General features: G+C 64.3%; 18 protein-coding genes. 2 read left to right on the top strand and 16 right to left on the bottom strand.

The genetic code is table 11. The annotated features are described in order from the left end of the window. Positions 1-755 (top strand): DUF3108 domain-containing protein (locus tag DTW89_RS06320; protein ID WP_147277633.1); only part of this gene is annotated, 755 nt, incomplete at its 5' end. Between the two features lie 210 nt (positions 756-965). Then, on the top strand, positions 966-1,262 hold the full coding sequence (locus tag DTW89_RS06315; protein WP_024813163.1) for a BTH_I0359 family protein: 297 nt from the start codon (positions 966-968) through the stop codon (positions 1,260-1,262). A gap of 71 nt (positions 1,263-1,333) precedes the next feature. Here the strand turns inward: DTW89_RS06315 and DTW89_RS06310 are convergent, their stop codons facing one another. The 16 genes from DTW89_RS06310 to DTW89_RS06235 all read right to left on the bottom strand — a co-directional run bounded on the left by DTW89_RS06310 (position 1,334) and on the right by DTW89_RS06235 (position 22,093). After that, on the bottom strand, positions 1,334-2,401 hold the full coding sequence (locus tag DTW89_RS06310) for an AbrB family transcriptional regulator (protein WP_114655315.1): 1,068 nt from the start codon (positions 2,399-2,401) through the stop codon (positions 1,334-1,336). 125 nt (positions 2,402-2,526) lie between these two features. Next, a complete protein-coding gene (locus DTW89_RS06305; RefSeq protein WP_114655323.1) occupies positions 2,527-3,114 on the bottom strand; it encodes a hemerythrin domain-containing protein in 588 nt (195 codons plus the stop codon). A gap of 8 nt (positions 3,115-3,122) precedes the next feature. Beyond that, complete coding sequence (locus DTW89_RS06300) at positions 3,123-3,536, bottom strand: ribonucleotide reductase subunit alpha (RefSeq protein ID WP_114655314.1); 414 nt, start codon at positions 3,534-3,536, stop codon at positions 3,123-3,125. A 35-nt stretch (positions 3,537-3,571) separates the two neighbouring features. Next, a complete protein-coding gene (locus tag DTW89_RS06295; RefSeq protein WP_114655322.1) occupies positions 3,572-4,243 on the bottom strand; it encodes a nitroreductase family protein in 672 nt (223 codons plus the stop codon). A 15-nt stretch (positions 4,244-4,258) separates the two neighbouring features. Beyond that, a complete protein-coding gene (locus DTW89_RS06290) occupies positions 4,259-5,590 on the bottom strand; it encodes an NnrS family protein (RefSeq protein ID WP_236637052.1) in 1,332 nt (443 codons plus the stop codon). After that, a complete protein-coding gene (locus tag DTW89_RS06285; RefSeq protein WP_114655312.1) occupies positions 5,587-8,019 on the bottom strand; it encodes an adenosylcobalamin-dependent ribonucleoside-diphosphate reductase in 2,433 nt (810 codons plus the stop codon). The genes DTW89_RS06290 and DTW89_RS06285 overlap by 4 nt, the downstream gene beginning before the upstream one ends. Before the next feature lie 56 nt (positions 8,020-8,075). Then, the gene (locus DTW89_RS06280; protein WP_024813170.1) at positions 8,076-8,756 is read right to left on the bottom strand and encodes a carbonic anhydrase; all 681 of its coding nucleotides are present in this window, start codon (positions 8,754-8,756) and stop codon (positions 8,076-8,078) included. 24 nt (positions 8,757-8,780) lie between these two features. Continuing rightward, positions 8,781-9,719 carry a peptidylprolyl isomerase gene (locus DTW89_RS06275; RefSeq protein ID WP_024813171.1) on the bottom strand — a complete coding sequence of 313 codons (939 nt, stop codon included), beginning with the start codon at positions 9,717-9,719 and terminating at the stop codon, positions 8,781-8,783. 25 nt (positions 9,720-9,744) lie between these two features. Continuing rightward, positions 9,745-10,479, bottom strand: a complete 735-nt coding sequence (gene narI, locus DTW89_RS06270; RefSeq protein WP_114655311.1) for a respiratory nitrate reductase subunit gamma — start codon at positions 10,477-10,479, stop codon at positions 9,745-9,747. Then, positions 10,476-11,177, bottom strand: a complete 702-nt coding sequence (gene narJ / locus DTW89_RS06265; protein ID WP_114655310.1) for a nitrate reductase molybdenum cofactor assembly chaperone — start codon at positions 11,175-11,177, stop codon at positions 10,476-10,478. Before narJ ends, narI begins: the two co-directional genes overlap by 4 nt. Before the next feature lie 20 nt (positions 11,178-11,197). Further along, positions 11,198-12,721 (bottom strand): nitrate reductase subunit beta, encoded by a 1,524-nt coding sequence (gene narH, locus DTW89_RS06260; RefSeq protein WP_114655309.1) that lies wholly within the window; start codon positions 12,719-12,721, stop codon positions 11,198-11,200. Positions 12,722-12,741: 20 nt separating this feature from the next. Continuing rightward, the gene (locus DTW89_RS06255; protein WP_114655308.1) at positions 12,742-16,542 is read right to left on the bottom strand and encodes a nitrate reductase subunit alpha; all 3,801 of its coding nucleotides are present in this window, start codon (positions 16,540-16,542) and stop codon (positions 12,742-12,744) included. Positions 16,543-16,576: 34 nt separating this feature from the next. Further along, complete coding sequence (locus tag DTW89_RS06250; RefSeq protein WP_114655307.1) at positions 16,577-17,989, bottom strand: NarK family nitrate/nitrite MFS transporter; 1,413 nt, start codon at positions 17,987-17,989, stop codon at positions 16,577-16,579. A gap of 17 nt (positions 17,990-18,006) precedes the next feature. Further along, a complete protein-coding gene (locus DTW89_RS06245; protein ID WP_114655321.1) occupies positions 18,007-19,299 on the bottom strand; it encodes an MFS transporter in 1,293 nt (430 codons plus the stop codon). Between the two features lie 158 nt (positions 19,300-19,457). After that, a complete protein-coding gene (locus DTW89_RS06240; RefSeq protein WP_201740955.1) occupies positions 19,458-20,168 on the bottom strand; it encodes a response regulator in 711 nt (236 codons plus the stop codon). 17 nt (positions 20,169-20,185) lie between these two features. Next, positions 20,186-22,093: a type IV pili methyl-accepting chemotaxis transducer N-terminal domain-containing protein gene (locus DTW89_RS06235; protein ID WP_114655305.1), complete on the bottom strand. Its 1,908-nt coding sequence runs from the start codon at positions 22,091-22,093 to the stop codon at positions 20,186-20,188. Positions 22,094-22,157: the final 64 nt, after the last annotated feature.

The raw sequence follows: 22,157 nt of genomic DNA, 5'->3' as shown, positions 1-22,157 counted from the left end.
GCCCCGCTCCTGCCACGGCCCCCGCCACAGCCCAGGACAGCGGCACGGGCGCAGGCGTGGACATCAGCCCGCCCGGTGGCGGCACGGGCCGCATGGCCAGCACGGCCGCGCCCGCCGTGCGCCTGCCCGCGCCGGTGCGCCTGGCGTTTGACGTGAGCGGACAAGCAAAAAAGTTCAATTACAACGCGCGCGCCGAGCTGCTATGGAAGCACGACGGCAGCCGTTACGAAGCTCGGCAAGAGATCAGCGCCTTTCTGGTGGGCAGCCGCTCCCAGAGCAGCGTGGGCCAGGTTACGCCACAAGGGCTGCAGCCCGAGCGCTTTGCAGATCGTTCGCGCAGTGAACAGGCGGCCCACTTTGACCACGCCCAGGGCCGCGTTACCTTCAGCGCCAACACCCCGCAGGCGGCCGTGGGCCCCGGCGTGCAGGACCGCTTGAGCGTATTCATCCAGCTCGGTGCGCTGCTGGCGGCCGACCCGGCGCGGTTTGTGCCCGGCACCCAGGTCACCCTGACCACCGTCAGCGCCCGCAGCGCCGACCGCTGGACTTTCTCGATCGAGGGGCAGGAAACGCTGGACCTGCCCGCCGGCCCCACCCCGGCCTGGAAGCTGCTGCGCCTGCCGCGCCGCGACTACGACCAGATGGCCGAGCTGTGGCTGGCGCCCGATCTGGGCTACATGCCCGCGCGCATCCGCCTCACCCAGGCCAATGGTGACTTTGCCGATCTGCGCCTGCGCAGCAGCGGGCCGCCCTGATCACCGGCACATGGGCCGTTGAACGCAAATCCACGCGCTGGGCGCTGCAGTGCGCGCTGCTTGCGAACGCCGTTGCATCGAAAAGCCCCCACGAACCCGGCGCAGTCCGTTTTTCGTGAAATACTGCAAAGCATCAGGTGCCGTGAGCCGTGGGACTTGAACTCTGCCCACCCGCTGTCATCTGATTCATATATCGACTGGGGGAACTCCATGCAAATGCTCTACGACTCTGACTCTTTTGTGGTGGTCCACATGCTGCCCGATGCCGTCGAGCAAAAAGGGGGGCCACTCAATGACACCGCGCCGCCAGCACCGCAGCTGGCCCGCCACGGCTTCGAAATTGTGGACAAGCGCTCGGGCAAAGAGGTGTACCTGGACGGTTCCTGGGCCGAAATGTTCCAGCAGCAGATCCTGGCCTGGCAACGCGACACCCCAACCCAGGAAGAAGTGGAAGACGCACTGGACCGCTATGCCGGTCTGGCGCAAAACCCGGTGGTGGTGCACTGAGAAGGTGTGATCGAAAAAAAGGGGCATCGCCCCTTTTTTTCTGCCCGATGCCGGTCGCCTTGCGTCGCCACTCAAGCCGTCGGCGGGTAAATGCGCCGGAACAAGGGCTCCACCAGCACCAGCACGGCAATCAGCCGGCACACCTGAAACGCCGTGACCACCGGCACGCCCAGTTGCAGCACCTTGGCCGTGATGGCCATTTCCGTGATTCCCCCCGGTGAAGTGCCCAGCAGCAGCGTGACCCAGGGCAGCCCGGTGGCCCGCGCCAGCAACCAGGCAAACAGCGCACATACGCCCATCAGCACCAGCGTGCCCCCGGCCACCGTGGCCAGCCAGCGCGGTGCGGTGCGCAAAAAGTCGGCGCGAAATCGCACGCCCAGGCTCACGCCAATCACCAGTTGGGCCGCGTTGACCAGCCCCTGGGGCACCGCCGACAGTGCGACGCCCGCCATGGCCAGCCCCATCGACACCACCAGCGCGCCCATGAACCAGGGGTTGGCGCGGCCCAGCCGGTCCATGACCAGCGCACCTGCACCAGTAAGAAGGGCCAGCAGCGCCAGCCCCGGCCAGCTCACTGCGCGCACGGTGGGCGGCAGGATATCGAGGCCATGCAGGCCGCTCCACTGCAGCGCAAAGGGAATGGTCACCGTGACGATCAGCAGGCGCAGGCTGTGGCTGGCGGCCACGAGGTCGGTGCGGGCATTTTCGCGCTCGGCCAGCAGCGTCATTTCAGACGCCGCGCCAATGGCCCCCGAGAAATAGCTGGTGGCCCGCATCATCGACGCCGGCACGCCATGCATGCGCGGCGCATGAACCCGGTACAGCCAGACACCAAACAGCCAGCCCAGCACCAGCGCCCACACAATGCCCAGCGCGATGGCCCACCACAGGCTGGCCACCAGCGCCACCACCTGCGGCGTGAAATAAAGTCCCAGCGAGGCGCCAATCGACCACTGGCCAGCATTGCGCAGCGGGGCCCAGCTTTCGGTGGGTGCGCCACCGATGGACAGCAGCGAGGTGACCAGCAGCGGGCCGATCATCCAGGGCAGCGGGGTGTGCAGTGCCACACAGGCGGTGGCGGCAGCCCAGGCCAGGGCCAAGGTGATGGCCACGCGGGCAAAAAGCAGGGGGTTGAGCATACGAGCCCGCCAGTATCCGGCCACCACGCCCCCACTCGTCCGGTGCGCCCATGCCCTTGGGGTATGGCAGGCGTCGCTTTTTGCGAAACAATTTTGAGTCAAATTGTGCTCTAACGCTTGCCCAGTCAGCGCAAGCAGCTATCTTTTTTGAATCTTTGACGCGCTGGCGGTGGCGCCTTGCGTCGGGCAGCCATTTCGTTGCCCATGGCCTGCAGCGCAGGCGCTGCCAGCAGGGCTTGTGCCGAAGGGTAGGCCACGGTTTCCTCGTCGGCGATGTGCCGGTCGTACCGGGCCGTGAATTGGTCAAACGCTGCACCATCGGCATCGCTGAACCCCTTCAGATCGCCATCGACCAGGGCCTGAAGCGCCTTGCGTGCATCAGCCCAGTCGGCGGCCATGCAGGCATGGTCGTCCTGCAGGCGCCGCACCAGCGCAGCCACGTCAGGGGAGCCTTGCGCCAGGAGCAGCGGAAACACATGCAGCTCCTCGTCTTCATGGTGCAGGGGCGCCGCGATGTCAAAGTAGCGCAGCACGTCGCGCGCGGCCTGCTGTGCGGGCACATCTGCGCCGTGCTCCAGCACATGGGCGCGCAGCCGCTGCAGCAGGGCCAGCGTGCGCTGCACGCGCTCGTGGCATGCCTCCAGCATGGCAAAGGGCTGCTCAAACCCCACCGAAGGGGCATTGAAACCGGGCAAGGCGGAGGTCGTGCCCATCTCGGCGCTCACCCGAACCGGACCGGCTGACCCTGCCGGTCAAACGGAATGTAGGCACCATGCGCGCCGCCCTTGATGGCATCGACCATGCGCTGCAGGGGCGCCTCGGCATCGGCGCTGCTGGGGGCCTGGTTCAGCGTGCCCGACAGGGCTGCAGCGAACACCATGGCCCAGTCGTGGCCGGGGGCAGTGAACTGGCGGGCCTCTTCCACCAGGGCACTGAACGAGGGCAACTCCTGTGGGGTTTTGTCCACACACATCAGCGGCACCAGGGCGCCGCCCTGCCCGGCTTCAAAGCGCGCGCGCTGGGCGGGGGTGGCATCGTCGGGCAATTCAACCGCTGCAAACACAAACAGAAGACGCTGGGGTTCGGGCTGCATGAGCGCGGCTTGCAGCAGATCGTCGAAGCTGGAAATATCCATGGAAAAAATCTCGCAATGAAAGAAGTTGGCAAGGGTCAGAATCCAGGCACCACGCCCCGATCCGCGTCCAGCGTGCTGACGTAGTCGCTTGGCACGGGCCGCGCACGCGCCGCCTTGCGCGACAGCACGGTGCCAATGCTGATAAAGCACAGGGCCTGCTCGCAAGCCGACAGCCGAAACAACGCCCGCAGGCTGGCCGCCTTGAGGGCTTTGCCGCTGGTCAGCGCCGAGCCATAGCCCTGTGCGGTGGCCATCAGCAGCATGTTCTGCACTGCGCACCCCGCTGAAAGCAGCCGCTCGGCCAAGTCAATCTCGGGGTCGCCGCGTTCGCCATCCACCACCACCAGCATCAGCACCGGCGCACGGAAGGCTTTTTCGCGCGCCTGGCCGCACTGCTCGGGCGTGGCGCCGGGATCACGCTCCAGCAGCGCCTGCGCAAACACCTCGGCCAACAGGGGGCGCGCTGCATCAGGTACCAGCACAAAGCGCCAGGGCAGCAATTGGCCATGGTCGGGCGCATGGGCGGCGGCATTGACGATGCTGGCCAACTCGGCGGGCGCCGGGCCGGGGGCACCCAGCCGCTTGGGCAGGATGGTCTGGCGTGACTGCATCAGCGCCGTGGCCATGGCGGCCACTGCGCCGTCGTCCGAGACAGCGGGGTGCGCCGCAACGGGCACGTTGTTCAATGGAACGGGCGTGTCAGCCATGGGCAGATCCATGCATCAGCCCGGTCGCCCATCGGCACGCAGGCAACCGTACCAACGCCCCAGCCGCAGCCCCCAGACTCCCATGGTGCCAGCCCACAGGCCGGCCGCCACGGGCAACAACCACGGCAAAGAGAGCCCGGCGATGCCCGGAACAGACGCTGCGATGCGCAGCAGCGCAGCCGCCTGCAGGCACCAGAACAGCGACCAGGCAATGCGGTCGGCCACCAGCGCGCGGCCGCTGTGGCCGCAGGACACACGCGTGACCATGGCCAGCATCAGCGAGGCGAGGCAGCCCATGGTCAGCGCGTGCAGCGCTCCCAGTGCCAGCACTCCCATGCCCAGCGTGCCCACCAACCACTGCGACACCCCACCCAGCAGGAACGCCACACCCAGCCACAGAAAGCCGATGTGCAACATGGCCAGCAACTTGTTCTTCAGGCTTTGCACCAGCCCCCACACCCAGGCCAGCCAGACCAGTACGCCGCCCACCATCAATTGCAGCGTGCCGTGCACCAGCAACCATGCCGTGCCAGCCGCGCTGGACGGCACTCCAGCCAGCTCCAGCCAAGCAGCCAGCACCTGCAGCGCCGCCGCCGCCAGCATCAGCCACAGCACCCAGAACGGGCGCCAGGCCTGAACCATGGGCATGGCACTGGAGGTAAAAAACGGAATCATGCGGTGCGCCACGGTGACATAGACCACCACCACAAAGCCCCAGAGCCCCGTGAAGATCCACGCGCGCGCTGTCGCATGCGCTTCGAAAACCAGGCTGAGCAACAGCCCTGCCAGGCTGACACACCCCACCACACAGGCGGTGCCGATCACTCGGGCATGGAGCTGATCCTCCGCCTGGCTGTGCCGGATACGCCCCCAGAACTGCACGGTCATCCAGACCAGCCCGGCACAGGCCAGTGCCAGCCCTGCCCATGCCACACCTGCGTGCAGGTGCGCGCCCGCCAGCCACAGCAGCCAACCCGCCGCCAGCGAGAACAGCGGCACGCGCAGGTCCCGCGCCAGCGGGGCCTCCACGCTCAGCCATTTGGGGCCGGCGGTGAAAAGGAATCCCGAAAAGAACAGCGGAATAAAGCCGAACGCCATGACCGCCGAATGCACCAGCGTGGGTGATATCACCGAGGGCAAGGCAAGCCAGCCGGTGGACCGGTCGAGTTGCACCAGCGCCCACCACAGGCCCGACGCCACCAGCACCACCATGGCCAAAAAGAAACCGAGGCGGTGCGGCGCCAGCATCAGGTAACGCACGCGCCAGCGCTTGTCCATGTTTGCCAGCGCCTGCGCGGAAGGTTTACCGGACGCCACCCGCACCGGAATCACGGGCCGGGTTGTCACCCACAGGTCCCCAGGTGGCCGCACTGCGTGCAGTAGTCGCAGCCATCCTTGCGGATGACGGCGTGCGCACCGCATTCGGTGCACTTCTTGCCCGCCATGGCGGGCGGCATGCCACTGACCTGCGATGCCGGCTCCTCCAGGGGCAGCACCTGCTGCACCGGATCGGTCACGCGCCGCGCCAGGATGTTCTGGACGGCATAGGCCATGGCCGCCACCTCGGAGTCGTGCCACATGGGCACGCGGGTGCCGTCATCCTTCTGGTGCGTACCCAGGCGCACGGGGCCGCGGTCCCATGCCACCTTGCGCATGTCAGAAAGTGCCCGCTCCAGAAAACCGCCACGCGCCGCCAGGGACAGCAAACGCATGCTGGCAGTGATCCACTGCTGCGACTCGCCACTTTGGCCCACCGGCATGAAGAACTCAATGGCGCGATCGACCGTTCCCGAGCCAACGCCCGTGGGCACCGGGAGGAACGAGACAATGAGGTACAGCGTCTTGTGGCCCTCTTGCGTCCAGTACTCCACCTTCTCGGCCACCGCGGAAAGCCCACCCTTGGGCCGGCTCTCGATCACCGTGCGCATGGGATCCACTGACGGGGTTGCAGGCGCAGCCACCGGTGCAGGCTCTGCCGCATGGGTTTCGAGCACCGAACCCAGGATGGCATTGGGCCGGTAGGTGGCCAGCCCCTTGAGTCGGGCGCGCCAGGCCTGCAGATACAGGTCCTTGAAGTCATCGTAGGGGTAGTCGGCCGGGATGTTCACGGTCTTGGAGATGGCCGTGTCCACAAAGGGCTGCACTGCTTCCATCATGGCGATATGCCCTTCGGCAGGCATGGCCAGCGCCGAGATGAAATAGTCGGGCAACGCATCCACGTCGCCGCCCAGGTCGCGGTAAAGACGCCAGGCATGGTCTTCCACCGCGTACTCGCTGGTGCTGCCGTCGGCCTCGCGCTTCTTGCGCTTGTACATCCAAGAAAACGGTGGTTCGATACCGTTGGAGGCGTTGTCGGCAAAGGCCAGGCTCACGGTACCCGTGGGGGCAATCGACAGCAGGTGGCTGTTGCGGATGCCGTGCTTGCGAATGGCTTTCTTGATCGGCTCTGGCAGGCGGCTGGCAAAGGTGCCGGCCGCCAGGTAGGGCTCGGCCTCGAACTTGGGGAAGGCACCCTTTTCGCGGGCCAGCTCCACCGAGGCGAGATAAGCCGCATCGCGCATGGATTGCGCAATGCGCGCCGCCATCGCGCGCCCTTCCTGCATGTCGTAGCGCAGGCACAGCATGGCCAACGTGTTGCCCATGCCGGTAAAGCCCACGCCAATGCGGCGCTTGGCCATGGCCTCGTCGCGCTGCTGCGGCAGGGGCCAGAAAGTCACATCCAGCACATTGTCGAGCGCGCGGACCTGCAGGGCCACCACTTTCTCGAAGGCCTCGAAGTCAAATGCCGGCAACCCGTCAAATCCGAACGGGTGGCGCACAAACCGCGTCAGGATGACAGGGCCAAGGTCGCAGCAACCATAGGACGGCAGGGGTTGCTCGCCGCAGGGGTTGGTGGCGGCAATGTCTTCGCAGTAATTGAGGTTGTTGTCCTCGTTGATGTGATCGAGAAACAGGATGCCCGGTTCGGCAAAATCGTAGGCCGACTTCATGATGGTGTCCCACAGCGCCCGCGCCTGCACGGTGGAATAGACCCACATGCCATCGGCGCGCTGGTAGGCGCCCTGCGCCATGGCCACAGCGCCCGGACGCGCACGGTGCACCAGCTCCCAGGGTTGGCCCTGCTGGACAGCCTCGATGAAGGCATCCGACACCCCCACCGACACATTGAAATTGTTCCAGCGCCCGGGTGTGCGCTTGGCCGTGATGAACTCGTGCACATCGGGATGATCGATGCGCAACACACCCATCTGCGCACCGCGCCGCGCCCCCGCGCTTTCGACGGTGGAGCACGACTGGTCAAACACGTTCATGTAGCTGCACGGGCCCGAAGCCACGGATGCCGTGGCCTTGACCTGGGCGCCCTTGGGCCGGATGCGCGAAAAATCGTAGCCCACGCCACCGCCGCGGCGCATGGTTTCGGCAGCCTCGCGCAGGGCTTCATAGATGCCGGGAAAGCCCTCATCGTCCACGCCCTGAATGCAATCGCCCACGGGCTGCACAAAACAGTTGATGAGCGTGGCCTGGATGTCGGTACCGGCCGCGCTCATGATGCGCCCCGCGCCGATGGCACCCGCATGCAGGTTCTCCAGGAACAGCGTTTCGTACTTTTCGCGCAGGTCGGGCGCTTCTACCGAGGCCAGGGCGCGGGCCACGCGTCGGTAGAGGTCTTCGGCGCTGGTTTCGCCGGTTTTGAGGTATTTTTCACGCAGCACATCCAGGCTGATGGGCTGCAACGAAGAGGTGGAATTCATGGGGGGATTGGGTTCGCGCTTCATGGTTTCGGATGATTGGATATTCGCCTTCAGGTGGCCTGCGATCCGTCAAGAAGGAATCAAAGCTCGTCCAAAAGAACCTGCCCGTCATGTTCCACATAGGGGTGGTACGGCCCCGTACCACTGTTGTCAGCCAGCGACGCGGGCACAAAGCCCCCCGTCTTGACGTCAAACACATGCACTTCCCCCTCCTCGATCACGTAGTGCCAGCCGTGCAGGCTGATATGACCTGCCTGCACTCGGCTACGGACCATAGGATATTCCATCAGCCGCTCCAGCTGCAAAATAACGGCCCTTTGCTCGGTGCGACGCAACGCTTCCGGTCCGGGTTGCACCGGCAGCAGGGCCTCGCGGCCCAGATCGAGCCAGCGTTCCAGGTTGGGCGCCTCAGGCGACACTTCACCATACATCGCCTTGATAGCCCCACAATGACTGTGGCCACACACGATGATGCGCTGAACTTTCAGGTTGAGCACCGCGAATTCAATCGCCGCCGTGGTGCCGTGGTGGCCATGCGATCCGTCGTAAGGCGGAATGAACGCCCCCACATTGCGCACAAGAAACAGCTCGCCGGGCCCTGCCCCGGTCAGCAGGTAAGGAACCAGTCGGGAGTCAGAGCAGCCGATGAAAAGCGTGGTGGGATGCTGCCCCTCGTCCACCAAGTCCTGGAACTGCTGGCGGTATTGGGGGAAAGCATCGTCATGGAACCGACGCAGGCGATCGAGCAACTCATCCGGCATGACATTCGCCCATACCCTTGAAAACTACTGAACCAGCGGCGAATCCGCCGCATCCAGCACCACGCCCTCCACCACGGCGGCGCCCGCCAGCAACTGAAGGTATTGCCGCAGGGCGTTGACCCAGGCCTGCTGGCGCAAGGTAAGACCAATCGCCTGCCGCACCTCTTCAAACGAAGGCTGCTGCCCCGCCTCGCGGGCCACCACTTCGACCACATGCAGGCCGAAACGGCTATGCACCAGCCGTGCGAGCACACCAATTTCGGCACTACCGAACACTTCCCGGGCGAACTCGGGCGCGCAGTCGGCCCGGGTCAGCCAGCCCAGGTCGCCACCTTGCTGCCCGCTGGGGCAGTTGGACCATTGTTTGGCAGCCTCTGCAAAGCGCACACCGCCGTCGTCTGCACAACGCAGGTCAATCAGCATTGCCTCTGCGCGCAGGCGCAGCTGTTTCACATCCACTCCGGGCGTCACGGCAAAAAGCACATGGCGCAGCTGTGCACGCTCGCCATGGGCGTGCGCGGCAGGATGGGCCTCATGGTAGCGACGGCACGCCTCTTCGGAAGGCTCTGGAATGGGCAGCTCCCGCTCCAGCAATTGCTCGATGGCGGCGGAAGCCGCAGCGCTGGTGGCACCGTCGGTACCCGGCATGTCATCTGACGACAGCAGGCCCGCTTGCTGGGCCGCCTGGCGCAACAGCTCTGTGCACGCACGCTGGCGCAGCGTTTCCTCATCCAGCAGCTGCCCCACTTCATGCAAGGCAATGCCGTTGATGGCGGCCAAGGGCATCACCTGCGCCACGCCTGCCGGCGCCTGTGAAGACTGGGCCACGGGTGCCGCCTCCATGGCCGTTGCCAGGGCTTCGTACGCCACGGCCTGTTCGGCGGTGAGCGTGCTTGCGCCCGTTTCCTTTTCGTTTCCGGTGGAGGCGCAGCCGCAGCCTCCCGATCCACATCCATGGCTCATGTTGTGCTCCTTGACAGTGTGGACATCAGGCGCGGCGCTGGTCATTGGGCTGCATGTGGCCTTGCGGCAAATTCATGCGGCGCGCACGCACCAGCTGATAGGGGCGCAGCACATAGGCCAGCGTGCCAAAACCGCTCCACACATGCACCAGGCGGGTGAACGGGAAGATCAGAAACACCGTCATGCCCAGGGCCATGTGCGCCTTGAACACCCAGCCGGCGTTGGCCAGCAGCTCGACGGCGCCCGTGCGGAAGGTGACGATGCGCTGCGCCCATTCCGCCAGCAGCATCATCATGGAGCCGTCCAGGTGCTGGGCCGACAACGGAATGGTGCCCAGGCCCAGGGCCAGCTGCACCCACAGAATCCACAGCAGCGCAATGTCACTGGTCTTGGAGGTGGCGCGGATGCGCGCGTCCGACAGGCGGCGGTGCAGCAAAATCGACACGCCGATGAAGCCCAGGACGCCGGCAATGCCGCCCACGATCATGGCCATGAGCTGCTTGGCACCGGCGCTCATGAAGGGCTCGTACAGGGCGTGCGGGGTGAGCATGCCCACGAAGTGGCCAAAGAACAGCACGAGCACGCCGACGTGGAACAGATTGCTGCCCCAGCGCAGGCTGCCGGTGCGCAGCAGCTGTGAGGAATCTGACTTCCAGGTGTACTGGTCGCGGTCGAACCGCGCCCAGCTGCCAATGAAGAACACAGCCAGGCAAATATAGGGATAGATGCCAAACAACAGGGTATCAAGCCAGGCGGTCATACGGAGACTCCTTCTGCTGCCCGCTCGGCGCGGGGGGTACGAACAAAATGCACAGGTTGCGGCTGGTCAGGCTTGGCCTGGCCCTGGGTGCTGCAACCACCAAACGCTTCGGGCTCTGCCCAAACTTCGTCCATGGGGGGCTCTGGGGTGAGCGCCACGGACTGCACGCGCTGGCCCGAGACTTCGAGCACGGCGGCAATGATGCTGGCGTAGGGGCTGTTGCGCGCCACGAGTGCGCTGAACAGTGCGTTGAGGATGTGGGCCATCTCGCCCAGGAATTCCCTGGCCACTTCGGGGGGCTGGGTGGAGGCAAACTCCAGCACCACAGGCAGGTGGTCGGGCAGTTCATCGGCTTCGAATTGCAGGCCCGCCTTTTCGTAGGTCTGCATCAGGTCGATGAGCGCCGGTCCCCGGTCGCGCGAGTCCCCGTGCACATGCTCGAACAGGTGCAGCGAGGTCTGGCGGCCCCGGTCGAAGTTGTCCACGTAGCGGGCTTCGACCTCCAGCGGGTCCAGCGCCGCAAGGTGCTGGCACACGGCTTCGAGCTCGGCCATGCGCTCGGTGCTCAGCGCCTGCTCCGCCTGCAAGGCATCGATGAGTTGCGGCATCACGCTGCGCAGCTGCGCATCGGGGTAGCTCAGCAGGTAGCCCAGGGCGCGCAAGGTCAGGCGCACGGAGGTCGGGTTCTTCTTGAACATGGTGATTCCTTTGCCTGCGCTCAGACCGTCGCTTTGATGGGGATGGTGCGCGGCTTCTTGCCACCAAACATGCTGACTTCCGTCGCGCCATCCGAGCAGCCGTTGCCGAACGAGAAACCGCAGCCGCCCCGGATGTCAAACGCGTTCTCAGCGTACTCGCGGTGGGCCGACGGAATCACGAAGCGGTCTTCGTAGTTGGCGATGGCCATCACCTGGTACATCTCCTCGACCTCGGCCAGCGACAGGCCTGCCTGCTTGAGCACAGACAGGTTCTGGCGCTGCTCCACATGCTTGTCGCGCTGGTAGGTACGCATGGCCAGCATGCGCTCCAGTGCCCGCACCACAGGGCCGGTGTCACCGGCGGTCAGCAGGTTGGCAAGGTACTGCACCGGAATGCGCAGTTGCGACACGTCGGGGATGTCGCCATTGACCCCTACATGGCCCGCGTTGGCGGCGGCCGTGATGGGCGAGAGCGGCGGCACATACCAGACCATGGGCAGCGTGCGGTACTCTGGGTGCAGCGGCAGAGCCACCTTCCAGTCCACGGCCATCTTGTAGACGGGGCTGTTGCGGGCGGCTTCCATCCAGCTGTCCGGGATGCCGTCGATGCGCGCCTGCTTGATGACGTCAGGGTCGTTCGGGTTCAGGAAGATGTCGAGCTGCGCCTGGTACAGGTCGCGGTCGCGCTCCACGCTGGCGGCTTCCTGGATGCGGTCTGCGTCGTACAGCAGCACGCCGAGATACCGGATACGGCCCACGCAGGTTTCCGAGCACACGGTCGGCTGGCCCGCTTCGATGCGCGGGTAGCAGAAGATGCACTTCTCGGCCTTGCCCGATTGCCAGTTGTAGTAAATCTTCTTGTAGGGGCAGCCTGAGACGCACATGCGCCAGCCACGGCACTTGTCCTGGTCGATCAGCACGATGCCGTCTTCCTCGCGCTTGTAGATCGAGCCGCTGGGGCACGATGCCACGCACGCCGGGTTCAGACAGTGCTCGCACAGGCGCGGCAGGTACATCATGAAGGTGTTTTCGAACTGGCCGTAGATGTCCTTTTGCACATCGTCGAAGTTCTTGTCCTTGCTGCGCTTACTGAACTCGCCGCCCAGGATTTCTTCCCAGTTCGGGCCCCATTCGATCTTCTCCATGCGCTTGCCGGTGATCAGGCTGCGCGGACGGGCCGTGGGCGCAGCCTTGCTCTCAGGCGCCGACTGAAGGTGGTCGTAGTCGAACGTGAAGGGCTCGTAATAGTCGTCGATCTGCGGCAGGTTGGGGTTGGCGAAGATGCGCATGAGCAGCTTCCACTTGCCGCCCTGGCGGGGGGCGATGGAGCCGTCGGGGTTGCGTACCCAGCCGCCGTTCCACTTGTCCTGGTTTTCCCATTCCTTGGGATAGCCAATGCCGGGCTTCGTTTCAACGTTGTTGAACCAGGCGTACTCCACCCCGGGGCGGCTGGTCCAGACGTTTTTGCAGGTGACCGAACAGGTGTGGCAACCAATGCACTTGTCCAGGTTCAGCACCATGCCGATTTGTGCGCGAATTTTCATCGTTTTTCTCCTTGCGGGGCTCAGGCGTGTGCGCCGGTGTCAGACACTTCGTCGTCCAGCCAGTCCACGCGGTCCATCTTGCGCACCAGCACAAACTCATCGCGGTTGGTGCCAATGGTTCCGTAGTAGTTGAAGCCGTAGCTGTATTGCGCGTAGCCGCCAATCATGTGGGTGGGCTTGAGCACAATGCGCGTGACCGAGTTGTGGATACCGCCACGGGTGCCGGTGATCTCGGAGCCGGGGGTGTTGATGATCTTCTCTTGCGAGTGGTACATCATCACCATGCCGGGGTTCACACGCTGGCTCACCACCGCACGGGCTGCAATGGCGCCGTTGGCGTTGAACAGTTCGACCCAGTCGTTATCCACAATGCCAGCGCTGGCCGCGTCGTCTTCGCTCAGCCACACCACCGAACCGCCCCGATTGAGCGTGAGCATCATCAGGTTGTCGCTGTACGTGCTGTGGATGCCCCACTTCTGGTGCGGCGTGATGAAGTTGAGCGCGATCTCGCGGTTGCCGTTGGGCTTCTTGCCTTCAACTTCGTGCAGCGTCTTCAAATGCACCGGTGGGCGATAGCTGACAAAACCTTCGCCGAAGTCACGCATCCAGGGGTGGTCCTGATAGAACTGCTGACGACCGGTGAGGGTGCGCCATGGGATGTACTCGTGCACATTGGTGTAGCCCGCGTTGTAGCTGACCTTCTCGCTCTCCAGGCCCGACCAGGTGGGCGAACTGATGATCTTGCGCGGCTGCGCCTGGATGTCGCGGAAGCGGATCTTCTCGTCCTCGCGGTGCAGCGCCAGGTGCACGTGGTCGCGCCCGGTCTGCTTGCCCAGGGCCTCCCAGGCCTTGCAGGCCACATGGCCGTTGGTTTCGGGAGCCAGCATCAGCACCACTTCGGTGGCGTCAATATCGCTCACGATGCGGGGCATGCCCTGCGTCACGCCCTCTTCCTTCACACGGCCGTTCAGGTCGCCAAGCTGGCCGACTTCGGTTTGCGTGTTCCAGCCAATGCCCTTGCCACCGTTGCCGGCCTTGTCCATCAATGGGCCCAGGGCTGTGAAGCGTTTGTACAGGTTGGGGTAGTCGCGCTCGACCACCGTGACCTGCGGTGCCGTCTTGCCGGGGATGAGCTCGCAGTCGCCCTTCTTCCAGTCGCGCACGCCATAGGGCTGGGCCATTTCGCCGGCCGTGTCGTGCATGATGGGGGTGAGCACCACATCTTTTTCGACGCCCAGGTGGCCCACACTCACTTCGCTCACCGCCTTGGCAAAACCCTTGTAGATCTCCCAGTCACTCTTGGCCTGCCAGGCAGGGTCCACTGCGGTGGACAGCGGGTGAATGAAGGGGTGCATGTCGCTGGTGTTGAGGTCGTTCTTCTCATACCAGGTGGCCGTGGGCAGCACGATGTCGGAGTAAAGGCAGGTCGTGCTCATGCGGAAGTCGAGCGTGACCAGCAGGTCCAGCTTGCCTTCGGGCGCATTGGCATGCCACTGCACTTCTTCGGGCTTGGCTTCGTCGCGGCCCAGGTCCTTGCCCTGCACGCCGTGCGTGGTTCCCAGCAGGTGCTTGAGGAAATACTCATGCCCCTTGCCCGAGGAGCCCAGGATGTTGGAGCGCCACACGAACATGTTGCGCGGCCAGTTGTCGGGATGGTCCGGGTCCTCGCAGCTCATTTGCAGGCTGCCGTCCTTGAGCGACTGCACCACATAGTCCTTGGCGTCCATGCCCTTAGCCGCAGCGTCCTTGGCCACCTGCAGCGGGCTGGTTTTGAGCTGGGGCGCCGAAGGCAGCCAGCCCATGCGCTCGGCGCGCACGTTGTAATCAATCATCGAGCCGCTGTAGGACTTCTTGTCCGCCAGGGGCGAGAGGATCTCTTCCATGCCCAGCTTTTCGTAGCGCCACTGGTCGGTGTGGGCATAGAAGAAGCTGGTGCTATTCATCTGGCGCGGTGGGCGAATCCAGTCGAGCGCAAAGGCCAGCGCCGTCCAGCCCGTCTGGGGGCGCAGTTTTTCCTGGCCCACATAGTGCGCCCAGCCGCCGCCGCTTTGGCCAATACAACCGCACAGCATCAGCATGTTCATGATGCCGCGGTAGTTCATGTCGCAGTGGTACCAGTGGTTCATGGCCGCACCGATGATCACCATGGACTTGCCATGCGTCTTGTCGGCGTTGTCGGCAAACTGCCGCGCCACGGCAATGATCTGCTCGCGCGGCACACCGGTGATGGATTCTTGCCATGCGGGGGTGTAAGGGCGGTCAGCGTCGTAGCTGCCGCCGGCTTCTTCACCAGGCAGGCCGCGGTCGATGCCGTAATTGCCAGCCAGCAGGTCGAACACGGTGGCCACCATCACGCGGCCCTGGGCTTCGTGTCCGGCCAGTTCCAGGTGACTCACCGGCACGCGGCGCACCATCACATCGCCACCTTGCTCGTTGGCCGTGAAGTTAGGCGTCTGCACACCGCCAAAGTACGGGAAGGCCACGTCAGCCACGTCGTAGGCCTGCTCGCCATCTTCGATCACCGAGAGCTTGAGCTTGACAGTGTTGCCGGTGCGCGCTTCCTTGTTCTCCAGGTTCCACAGGCCCTCGTCGGCGCGGCCATCAGCGCCCCAGCGGAAACCGATGGAGCCATTGGGCAGCGTGACCTGGCCCAGTTCGTCGTAGCCCACGGTCTTCCAGTCGGGGTTGTTGGACTGGTCGAGCTGGCCGGGAAAGTCGCTGGCGCGCACATAGCGGTCGGGCACCATCACCGTGCGACCATCGGGCAGCGTCTTTTCCTTCAGCACCACCAAGAGCGGCAGGTCGGTGTAGCGGCGTGCGTAGTCGTCAAAGTAGGTGCTGCGGCCCTTACCGCCGTCCTTGAAGTAGAACTCCTTCAGGATCACATGACCCATGGCCATAGCCACGGCAGCATCGGTGCCCTGCTTGGGGTGCATCCACAGATCACCGAGCTTGGCCACTTCAGAGTAATCGGGCGTGATGGACACGACCTTCGTGCCCTTGTAGCGCACTTCGGTCAAGAAGTGCGCATCGGGCGTGCGTGTCTGGGGCACGTTGGAGCCCCAGGCAATGATGAAGCTGCTGTTGTACCAGTCGGCCGATTCGGGCACGTCGGTCTGCTCACCCCAGACTTGCGGGCTGGACGGGGGCAGATCGCAATACCAGTCGTAAAAGCTCATGCAGACGCCGCCAATCAGGCTGAGGTAGCGGCTGCCGGCGGCGTAGCTGATCATGCTCATCGCCGGAATGGGCGAGAAACCGATGATGCGGTCAGGGCCATGCTTCTTGATCGTGTAGACGTTGGCCGCCGCGATCATCTGGTTGACCTCATCCCAGGTGCTGCGCACAAAGCCACCCAGGCCGCGCTGCTTTTGCCACTCGCGTTTGGCCGATTCGTTTTCAACGATGTTCGCCCAGGCATCCACCGGGCTCTTGGCCAGCAGGAGGGCGGCGCGCCAGTGCTTGAGCAGGCGGCCGCGCACCATGGGGTACTTCACACGGTTGGCGCTGTACAGGTACCAGCTGTAGCTGGCGCCGCGCGCGCAGCCACGGGGTTCGTGGTTGGGAGGATCGGGGCGGGTGCGGGGGTAGTCGGTCTGCTGGGTTTCCCAGGTGACGATACCGCCCTTGACGTAAATCTTCCACGAGCACGAACCCGTGCAGTTCACGCCGTGGGTGCTGCGCACGATCTTGTCGTGCGCCCAGCGGTCGCGGTAGGCGTCTTCCCAGGTGCGGTCTTCACCGTTGGTTTGGCCGTGGCCCTGCGCAAAGGTCTCGCGCGGTTGCGAAAAGTACGTAAGACGATCGAGGAAATGGCTCATCGGGGGCTCCTTTTTCTATCGGTTCGGTGGGCGGTCAGCAAGGCATCTCGGCATGCTTGCGGGCGTAGTACCACCAGGTGATCACAATGCAGATGACATAGAAGGCAACGAAGGCCCACAACGCTGCTTCGGGACCACCCGTCAGCGCAATGGAGCTGCCGTAGCTCTTGGGGATGAAGAAGCCACCGTAGGCGGCCATGGCGGCCGTGAACCCCAGGGTGGCGGCACCCAGGGTGTTGCCCTCCTTGTTGGCCTGGGCAACGGCGGCGGCATTGTTGCGGTCCACGCCCTGCATCGCTTCGGCCAGAAAAATCACCGGAATCATGCGGAAGGTGGAGCCGTTGCCGATCCCCGTGGTCAGGAACAGCACCAGGAAGCACACAAAGAAGCCTGCAAACTGACCTTCATTTCCCGCCGAGGGCAGGAAGAACGTGACACCCACCACGGCCAGCGCCATGACGATGAAGTTCCACAGCGTGACGCGCGCGCCACCCAGCTTGTCTGCCAGCCAGCCGCCAAAAGGCCGCACCACAGCACCGACCAGCGGCCCCAGCCAGGCATAGGCCAGCGGATTGATGCTGGGGAACTGGCTCTTGATCAACAAGGGGAACCCGGCGGCATAGCCAATGAACGAGCCGAACGTGCCGAGGTACAGCACGCACATCAGCCAGTTGTGCTTGCGCCGGAAAATGGCGGCCTGCGTGGCAAACGACGCCTTGGCGTCGGCAATGTCGTTCATGCCAAACCATGCGGCCAGCGAAGCCAGCGCGATCCATGGCACCCAGATGAAGGCGGCGTTCTGTGTCCACACCTGCACGGTCTGGCCGTTCTTCACGATCGTCTGCGCATCGCCACCAAAAATGCCGAAGATGCCTGCCGTGACCACCAGCGGGCTCAAAAACTGCACCACCGACACGCCCAGGTTGCCCAGGCCCGCATTCACCCCCAAGGCCGAGCCCTTGCGTTCTTTCGGAAAGAAGAAGCTGATGTTGGCCATGCTGGAGCTGAAATTGCCGCCGCCCAGGCCGCACAGCAGCGCCAGGATGAGCATGGTGGGGTAGGCCGTGGTGTTGTCCTGTACCGCAAAGCCAATGCCGATGGCCGGGATCAGCAGCGAGGCGGTGGAGATGGCTGTCCAGCGGCGGCCGCCAACCAGCGGCACCATGAACGAGTAGAAGATGCGCAGCGTGGCGCCCGAGAGCGCAGGCGCTGCGGCCAGCCAGAAGAGCTGGTTGGTCGAATACTTGAAGCCCAGGCCCGGCAGGCTCACGGCAACCACGCTCCAGACTTGCCAGATGGCGAAGGCCAGGAACAGCGCAGGCACCGAGATCCAAAGGTTGAGCTTGGCGACGGCTTCGCCCTCCCGCTCCCAGAACGATTTGTCCTCGGGGGCCCAGATGGTGAGCAGACGCCCCTGGCGGCCGCTGCTGTGTTGGTTGGCAGACATGGTGATACCTTAAAAATTTAGCGGACGGCTTGCTGCGCCGAAGCACTTGCCGGGTCCATCACATCGGTGCGGCGCACTTCGGTGAAGTACATCCAGATCAGCGATACCCAGACCACGCCATACATCAGCATGAAGGCGCTGGAACGAACGCCAGTGAAGTCCATCAGGGCGCCAAACATGATGGGCAGCACGAAGCCACCAAGACCACCCGCCAAGCCCACGATGCCGCTGATGGCGCCAATGTTTTTCGGATAGTCATCGCTGATGTACTTGAAGACACTGGCCTTGCCGAAGGCAAAAGCCACGCCCAGCACACCCATCAGCGCGGTGAAGGCATAGACGTTCAAACCGATGTGAAACGTGGTGGGGCCATTGACCGTGAGGATGGTGAAATCGGTCTGCGGATAGCTCAGCAGGAACAGGCAGATCCAGCTCACCCACATCACCCACCAGGTGACGCTGTGGGCGCCATACTTGTCACTGAGCACGCCGCCAATGGCGCGCAGCACACCGCCGGGCAACGAGAAGCAGGCCGCCAGCAGCGCTGCCACACGGATATCCAGGCCATATTCGCCCACGTAGTACTGCACCATCCACAGCGACAGGGCCACGTAACCACCAAACACAATGCTGTAGTACTGGCAGTACTTGATGACCTTGGGGTCCTTGAGCGCCTTGAGCTGGTCGGTGAACTTGACGTTACTGGGCACCAGATGGGCCGGGTCGCTGTAGCTGAACAGCCAGAACAGCACCAGGGTACCCAGCATGATGGCGGCGTACACCTGCGGCACCATGGCCCAGCCAAAAGCCACCAATAGAACCGGCGCCACGAATTTGTTCACGGCAGCGCCCGAATTGCCCGCGCCGTACACCCCCATCGCCATGCCCTGCCGGTTCTTGGGGAACCAGCGCGCCACATAAGGCGTGCCCACCGAGAACGAACCACCCGCCAGCCCGACAAACAGGCCAATCGTGAGGAAGTGCCAATACTCGGTGGCATAGCTCATGAACCAGATCGCCGGCACGGTGAGCGCCATCAGCGCGGTCATGACGATCCGGCCGCCAAATTTATCGGTCCAGATGCCCAGTGGCACGCGCACCAGCGAGCCGGTGAGCACCGGCATGGCCGTGAGCAGGCCGAATTGCGTGGAGCTCAGGTTGAGCATCTTCTTGATCGGGATGCCGATCACCCCGAACATCATCCACACCATGAAGCAGACGGTGAAGGCCAAGGTGCTTACCAAAAGCACAGACCAAGCCTGCCGGGTGCGTTGCGGACTTTCGCCCGCCGAAAGCGATGCGTTTGCCATGGACATTCCCTATTGTTCCTGTATGGCATGCATCGTCCCGCGAAGGCAGGGTTTTGCCTATCCCTCTTCAGGATGTGTCAGCAGGGTAAAAAGGACGAGGGGATTGCAGCACCATAGTTCGAAAGAACTACGAGGGAGTAGAAAACAGAGGGTGCGGCCTACCGCTGGCGATCCGAGGCGTACACGGCGGCCTGCACGCGCGAGCTCAGGCCCAGCTTGCGCAGGATGTGCTGCACATGGATCTTCACCGTGGTCTCGGCAATGTCCAGTGCCCGCGCGATCTCCTTGTTGCTGGAGCCCCGGGCAATCTCGCGCAGCACGTCTTCCTCGCGCGGCGACAGCGGCGTGCGCTGCTCTACCGTATCGGGGGCCTCCGGATGCACCTTGCCTGGCACAGGCGACTCCAGGGCGTCCACCTCCGGCCCCCCCTGCGACTGGAAGGCGGCCACCAGCTTGCCCATCAACTCGGGGCTGACCACGGGTTCTCCGGCAGCAGCGCGGCGAATGGCCTGCGCCAGCAAATCCCCGTCGATGGTCTTGAGCAGATAGCCCTGTGCGCCATTGCGCAGCGCCATTGACAGATCCTGCGCGTCTTCGCTCACGGTCAGCATGAGCACACGCGAGGATGGTGACACCTCACGCAAACCCCGAATGGCGTCCACCCCCGTCACACCGGGCAAATGGTTGTCGAGCAGGATCACATCCGGGCGCAGTGCGGGTGCCAGACGCATCGCCTGCGCGGCATCGCCCGCCTCGCCCACCACCTTCAGGCCGGGGTCCTGCCCCAGCAAGGCCACCAGGCCACGGCGAAACAGGTTGTGATCATCCACGACAAGCAACGTCACAGGCGGCAAAGCAGGCATAGGCATCAATGGGCTCAATCGACTCAATGGGCAATGGCAGGCGCAGGCATTTCTCGGGGTTCCTGCGCGGCGGACATGGTGGGAAGCTCGATGCACACGCGCACGCCCACACCCGGTGCCGACTCGACTTGCACCATCGCACCGATGCGGTGTGCACGCTCGCGCATGATGCCCAGGCCTACGTGCACAGAGTCGGGCGGCACCGCCCCCACATCAAAACCGATGCCATTGTCCTGCACCTCGAAGCGCCAGCGGGGATGCCGATAAACGCGCAACTCCACCCGGGTCGCACCCGAATGCTTGCGCACGTTCGACAAGGCCTCCTGCACCATGTGCAGGACCTGGATCTGCACGTCGGGTGCCAGCGGCAGGCCGTGGCCCGCCATGGTGAGGGTGGCGGCGATCCCGGTCTGGTGCTCGAACTTGGACAAGGTGGCACGCAGGGCCGCCTCGATGTCTTCTTCGCTGGTGCGCGTGCGAAAGTGCACAAGCAGTTCGCGCACATCCGAATAGCACTCCCGCACGCCCACATCGAGCTCGCCCATGCTGCGGTCGCGCGCCACGATGTCGCCCTTGGCCACAGCGTCGCGCAGCAGCTGCGTCTGGATCTTCAGGAAAGCCAGCGACTGCGCAATCGAGTCATGCAGCTCGCGCGCCAGCAGGCTGCGCTCTTCCGAGACGGCGGCCTCGCGCTCCAGGGCGTTGGCGCGCAAACCCTCCATGGCGCTGGCCAGATGGCGCGTCATGGCTTCGAGAAGATCGCGCACCTCGTCCGTCAGCTCCACCGAAGAGCGAAAGAACAGGTTGACCTCGCCAAGCAACCGCTGCTGCATCTGCACCGGCACAGCCACCATGGTCTGAAAGCCAGCGTCGCGGCAGTGCGGAAACGCGATCATGGTGGCCGCCATGATGGGAATGACGCGGGTGCGTGCATGGCTTTGCGGCTGGCCGCACATGCAGGCGCCCGTGTGCAGGCAATGCTCCTGCTCGGTCATGATGCGCGGCATGCCGTCGCCGGCCAGGAGCACGTAGCGTTCATTGGCCTCGTCCGACCAGCGCACCGCGGCCGCATCGGCACCCGCCACCCTGCGGATCTGCTGCACAAAGCCCTGCGCCAGCGCCTCCAGCCCGGTTGCCGTGGAGGCCAGCGCGCTGACCTCGTAAAGCGCCGCCAGGCGCTGGTTCTGCACGGCAATGCTGGCCGTTTTCTCGCGCACCTTTTGCTCCAGGTCCTCGTGCGAGGCCTTCAAGGCATGGGCCATCTGGTTGAAGCCCGCCGAGAGCTGGCCGAATTCGTCGTCGGTCTCCACCGGCAGCCGTGCCCCCCAATCGCCCTGGTGCAGACGTGCCAGCGCCTGCTGCAGTTGCGACACCGGGTTGAGCACCAGCTGATAACTTACCGCCATGAAGGTCACCGCGGCAGCAATTGCCACCGCCATCATGAATAGTTGAAAGACATGCAGCACAGCCGTCCAGCCGGCGATCTGTCGTTCTATGGCCTCGACAAAACCGTCCACTTGCTGCACAAAGCTGTCGGCCTGGGCCAGCGACCGCGCCCGGTCTGGCGGCAAGCCCATCGCCAGTTCCCCGCGCATTGTTCCCCAGGTGGTACGGATTTCCTCAAAGCGCGCCAGCGTTTCCTCCCCCCAGGGCACAGACAGGGGACGCGACGGATCACCCGTTCGCAGCAACTCCAGGCTGGCGTCAAACTGCCGCGCATGCCGTCGCATATCGTCAGGCGATTCAGTCTGCTGCACCAGCACCATGCGCAACATGTTCATGCGCAGGCGCCCGGCCTCATTGACGGCCGCAGCCCCCCCTTCGAGCTGCCAGGCCACCCACAACGTCAACCCGATGGACGCCAGGGCTACCAGCAGGAACCCCGCGCCCATGGCCAGCAGCTTGAAGGTCAGCGGGGACTTGGTGCGCATGGGCGCAGTGTAAAAAGGAAGGGCCGCCTTTTTCTTGACACAAGTCAAGAAAGGGTCGCGTAGC

It is taken from the genome of Acidovorax sp. BoFeN1, from assembly GCF_003345135.1.
GTDB classification, from domain to species: Bacteria; Pseudomonadota; Gammaproteobacteria; order Burkholderiales; family Burkholderiaceae_C; genus Acidovorax; species Acidovorax defluvii.
Note: the sequence above shows the minus strand (reverse complement) of the source record. Positions and strands in the feature narration are given on the sequence as shown.

Coding starts and splice junctions, on each gene's coding strand:
- DTW89_RS06315 (WP_024813163.1), top strand. CDS start 966: ATGCAAATGCTCTACGACTCTGACTCTTTTGTGGTGGTCCACATGCTG.
- DTW89_RS06310 (WP_114655315.1), bottom strand. CDS start 2,401: ATGCTCAACCCCCTGCTTTTTGCCCGCGTGGCCATCACCTTGGCCCTG.
- DTW89_RS06305 (WP_114655323.1), bottom strand. CDS start 3,114: ATGGGCACGACCTCCGCCTTGCCCGGTTTCAATGCCCCTTCGGTGGGG.
- DTW89_RS06300 (WP_114655314.1), bottom strand. CDS start 3,536: ATGGATATTTCCAGCTTCGACGATCTGCTGCAAGCCGCGCTCATGCAG.
- DTW89_RS06295 (WP_114655322.1), bottom strand. CDS start 4,243: ATGGCTGACACGCCCGTTCCATTGAACAACGTGCCCGTTGCGGCGCAC.
- DTW89_RS06285 (WP_114655312.1), bottom strand. CDS start 8,019: ATGAAGCGCGAACCCAATCCCCCCATGAATTCCACCTCTTCGTTGCAG.
- DTW89_RS06280 (WP_024813170.1), bottom strand. CDS start 8,756: ATGCCGGATGAGTTGCTCGATCGCCTGCGTCGGTTCCATGACGATGCT.
- DTW89_RS06275 (WP_024813171.1), bottom strand. CDS start 9,719: ATGAGCCATGGATGTGGATCGGGAGGCTGCGGCTGCGCCTCCACCGGA.
- narI (WP_114655311.1), bottom strand. CDS start 10,479: ATGACCGCCTGGCTTGATACCCTGTTGTTTGGCATCTATCCCTATATT.
- narJ (WP_114655310.1), bottom strand. CDS start 11,177: ATGTTCAAGAAGAACCCGACCTCCGTGCGCCTGACCTTGCGCGCCCTG.
- narH (WP_114655309.1), bottom strand. CDS start 12,721: ATGAAAATTCGCGCACAAATCGGCATGGTGCTGAACCTGGACAAGTGC.
- DTW89_RS06255 (WP_114655308.1), bottom strand. CDS start 16,542: ATGAGCCATTTCCTCGATCGTCTTACGTACTTTTCGCAACCGCGCGAG.
- DTW89_RS06250 (WP_114655307.1), bottom strand. CDS start 17,989: ATGTCTGCCAACCAACACAGCAGCGGCCGCCAGGGGCGTCTGCTCACC.
- DTW89_RS06245 (WP_114655321.1), bottom strand. CDS start 19,299: ATGGCAAACGCATCGCTTTCGGCGGGCGAAAGTCCGCAACGCACCCGG.
- DTW89_RS06240 (WP_201740955.1), bottom strand. CDS start 20,168: ATGCCTATGCCTGCTTTGCCGCCTGTGACGTTGCTTGTCGTGGATGAT.
- DTW89_RS06235 (WP_114655305.1), bottom strand. CDS start 22,093: ATGCGCACCAAGTCCCCGCTGACCTTCAAGCTGCTGGCCATGGGCGCG.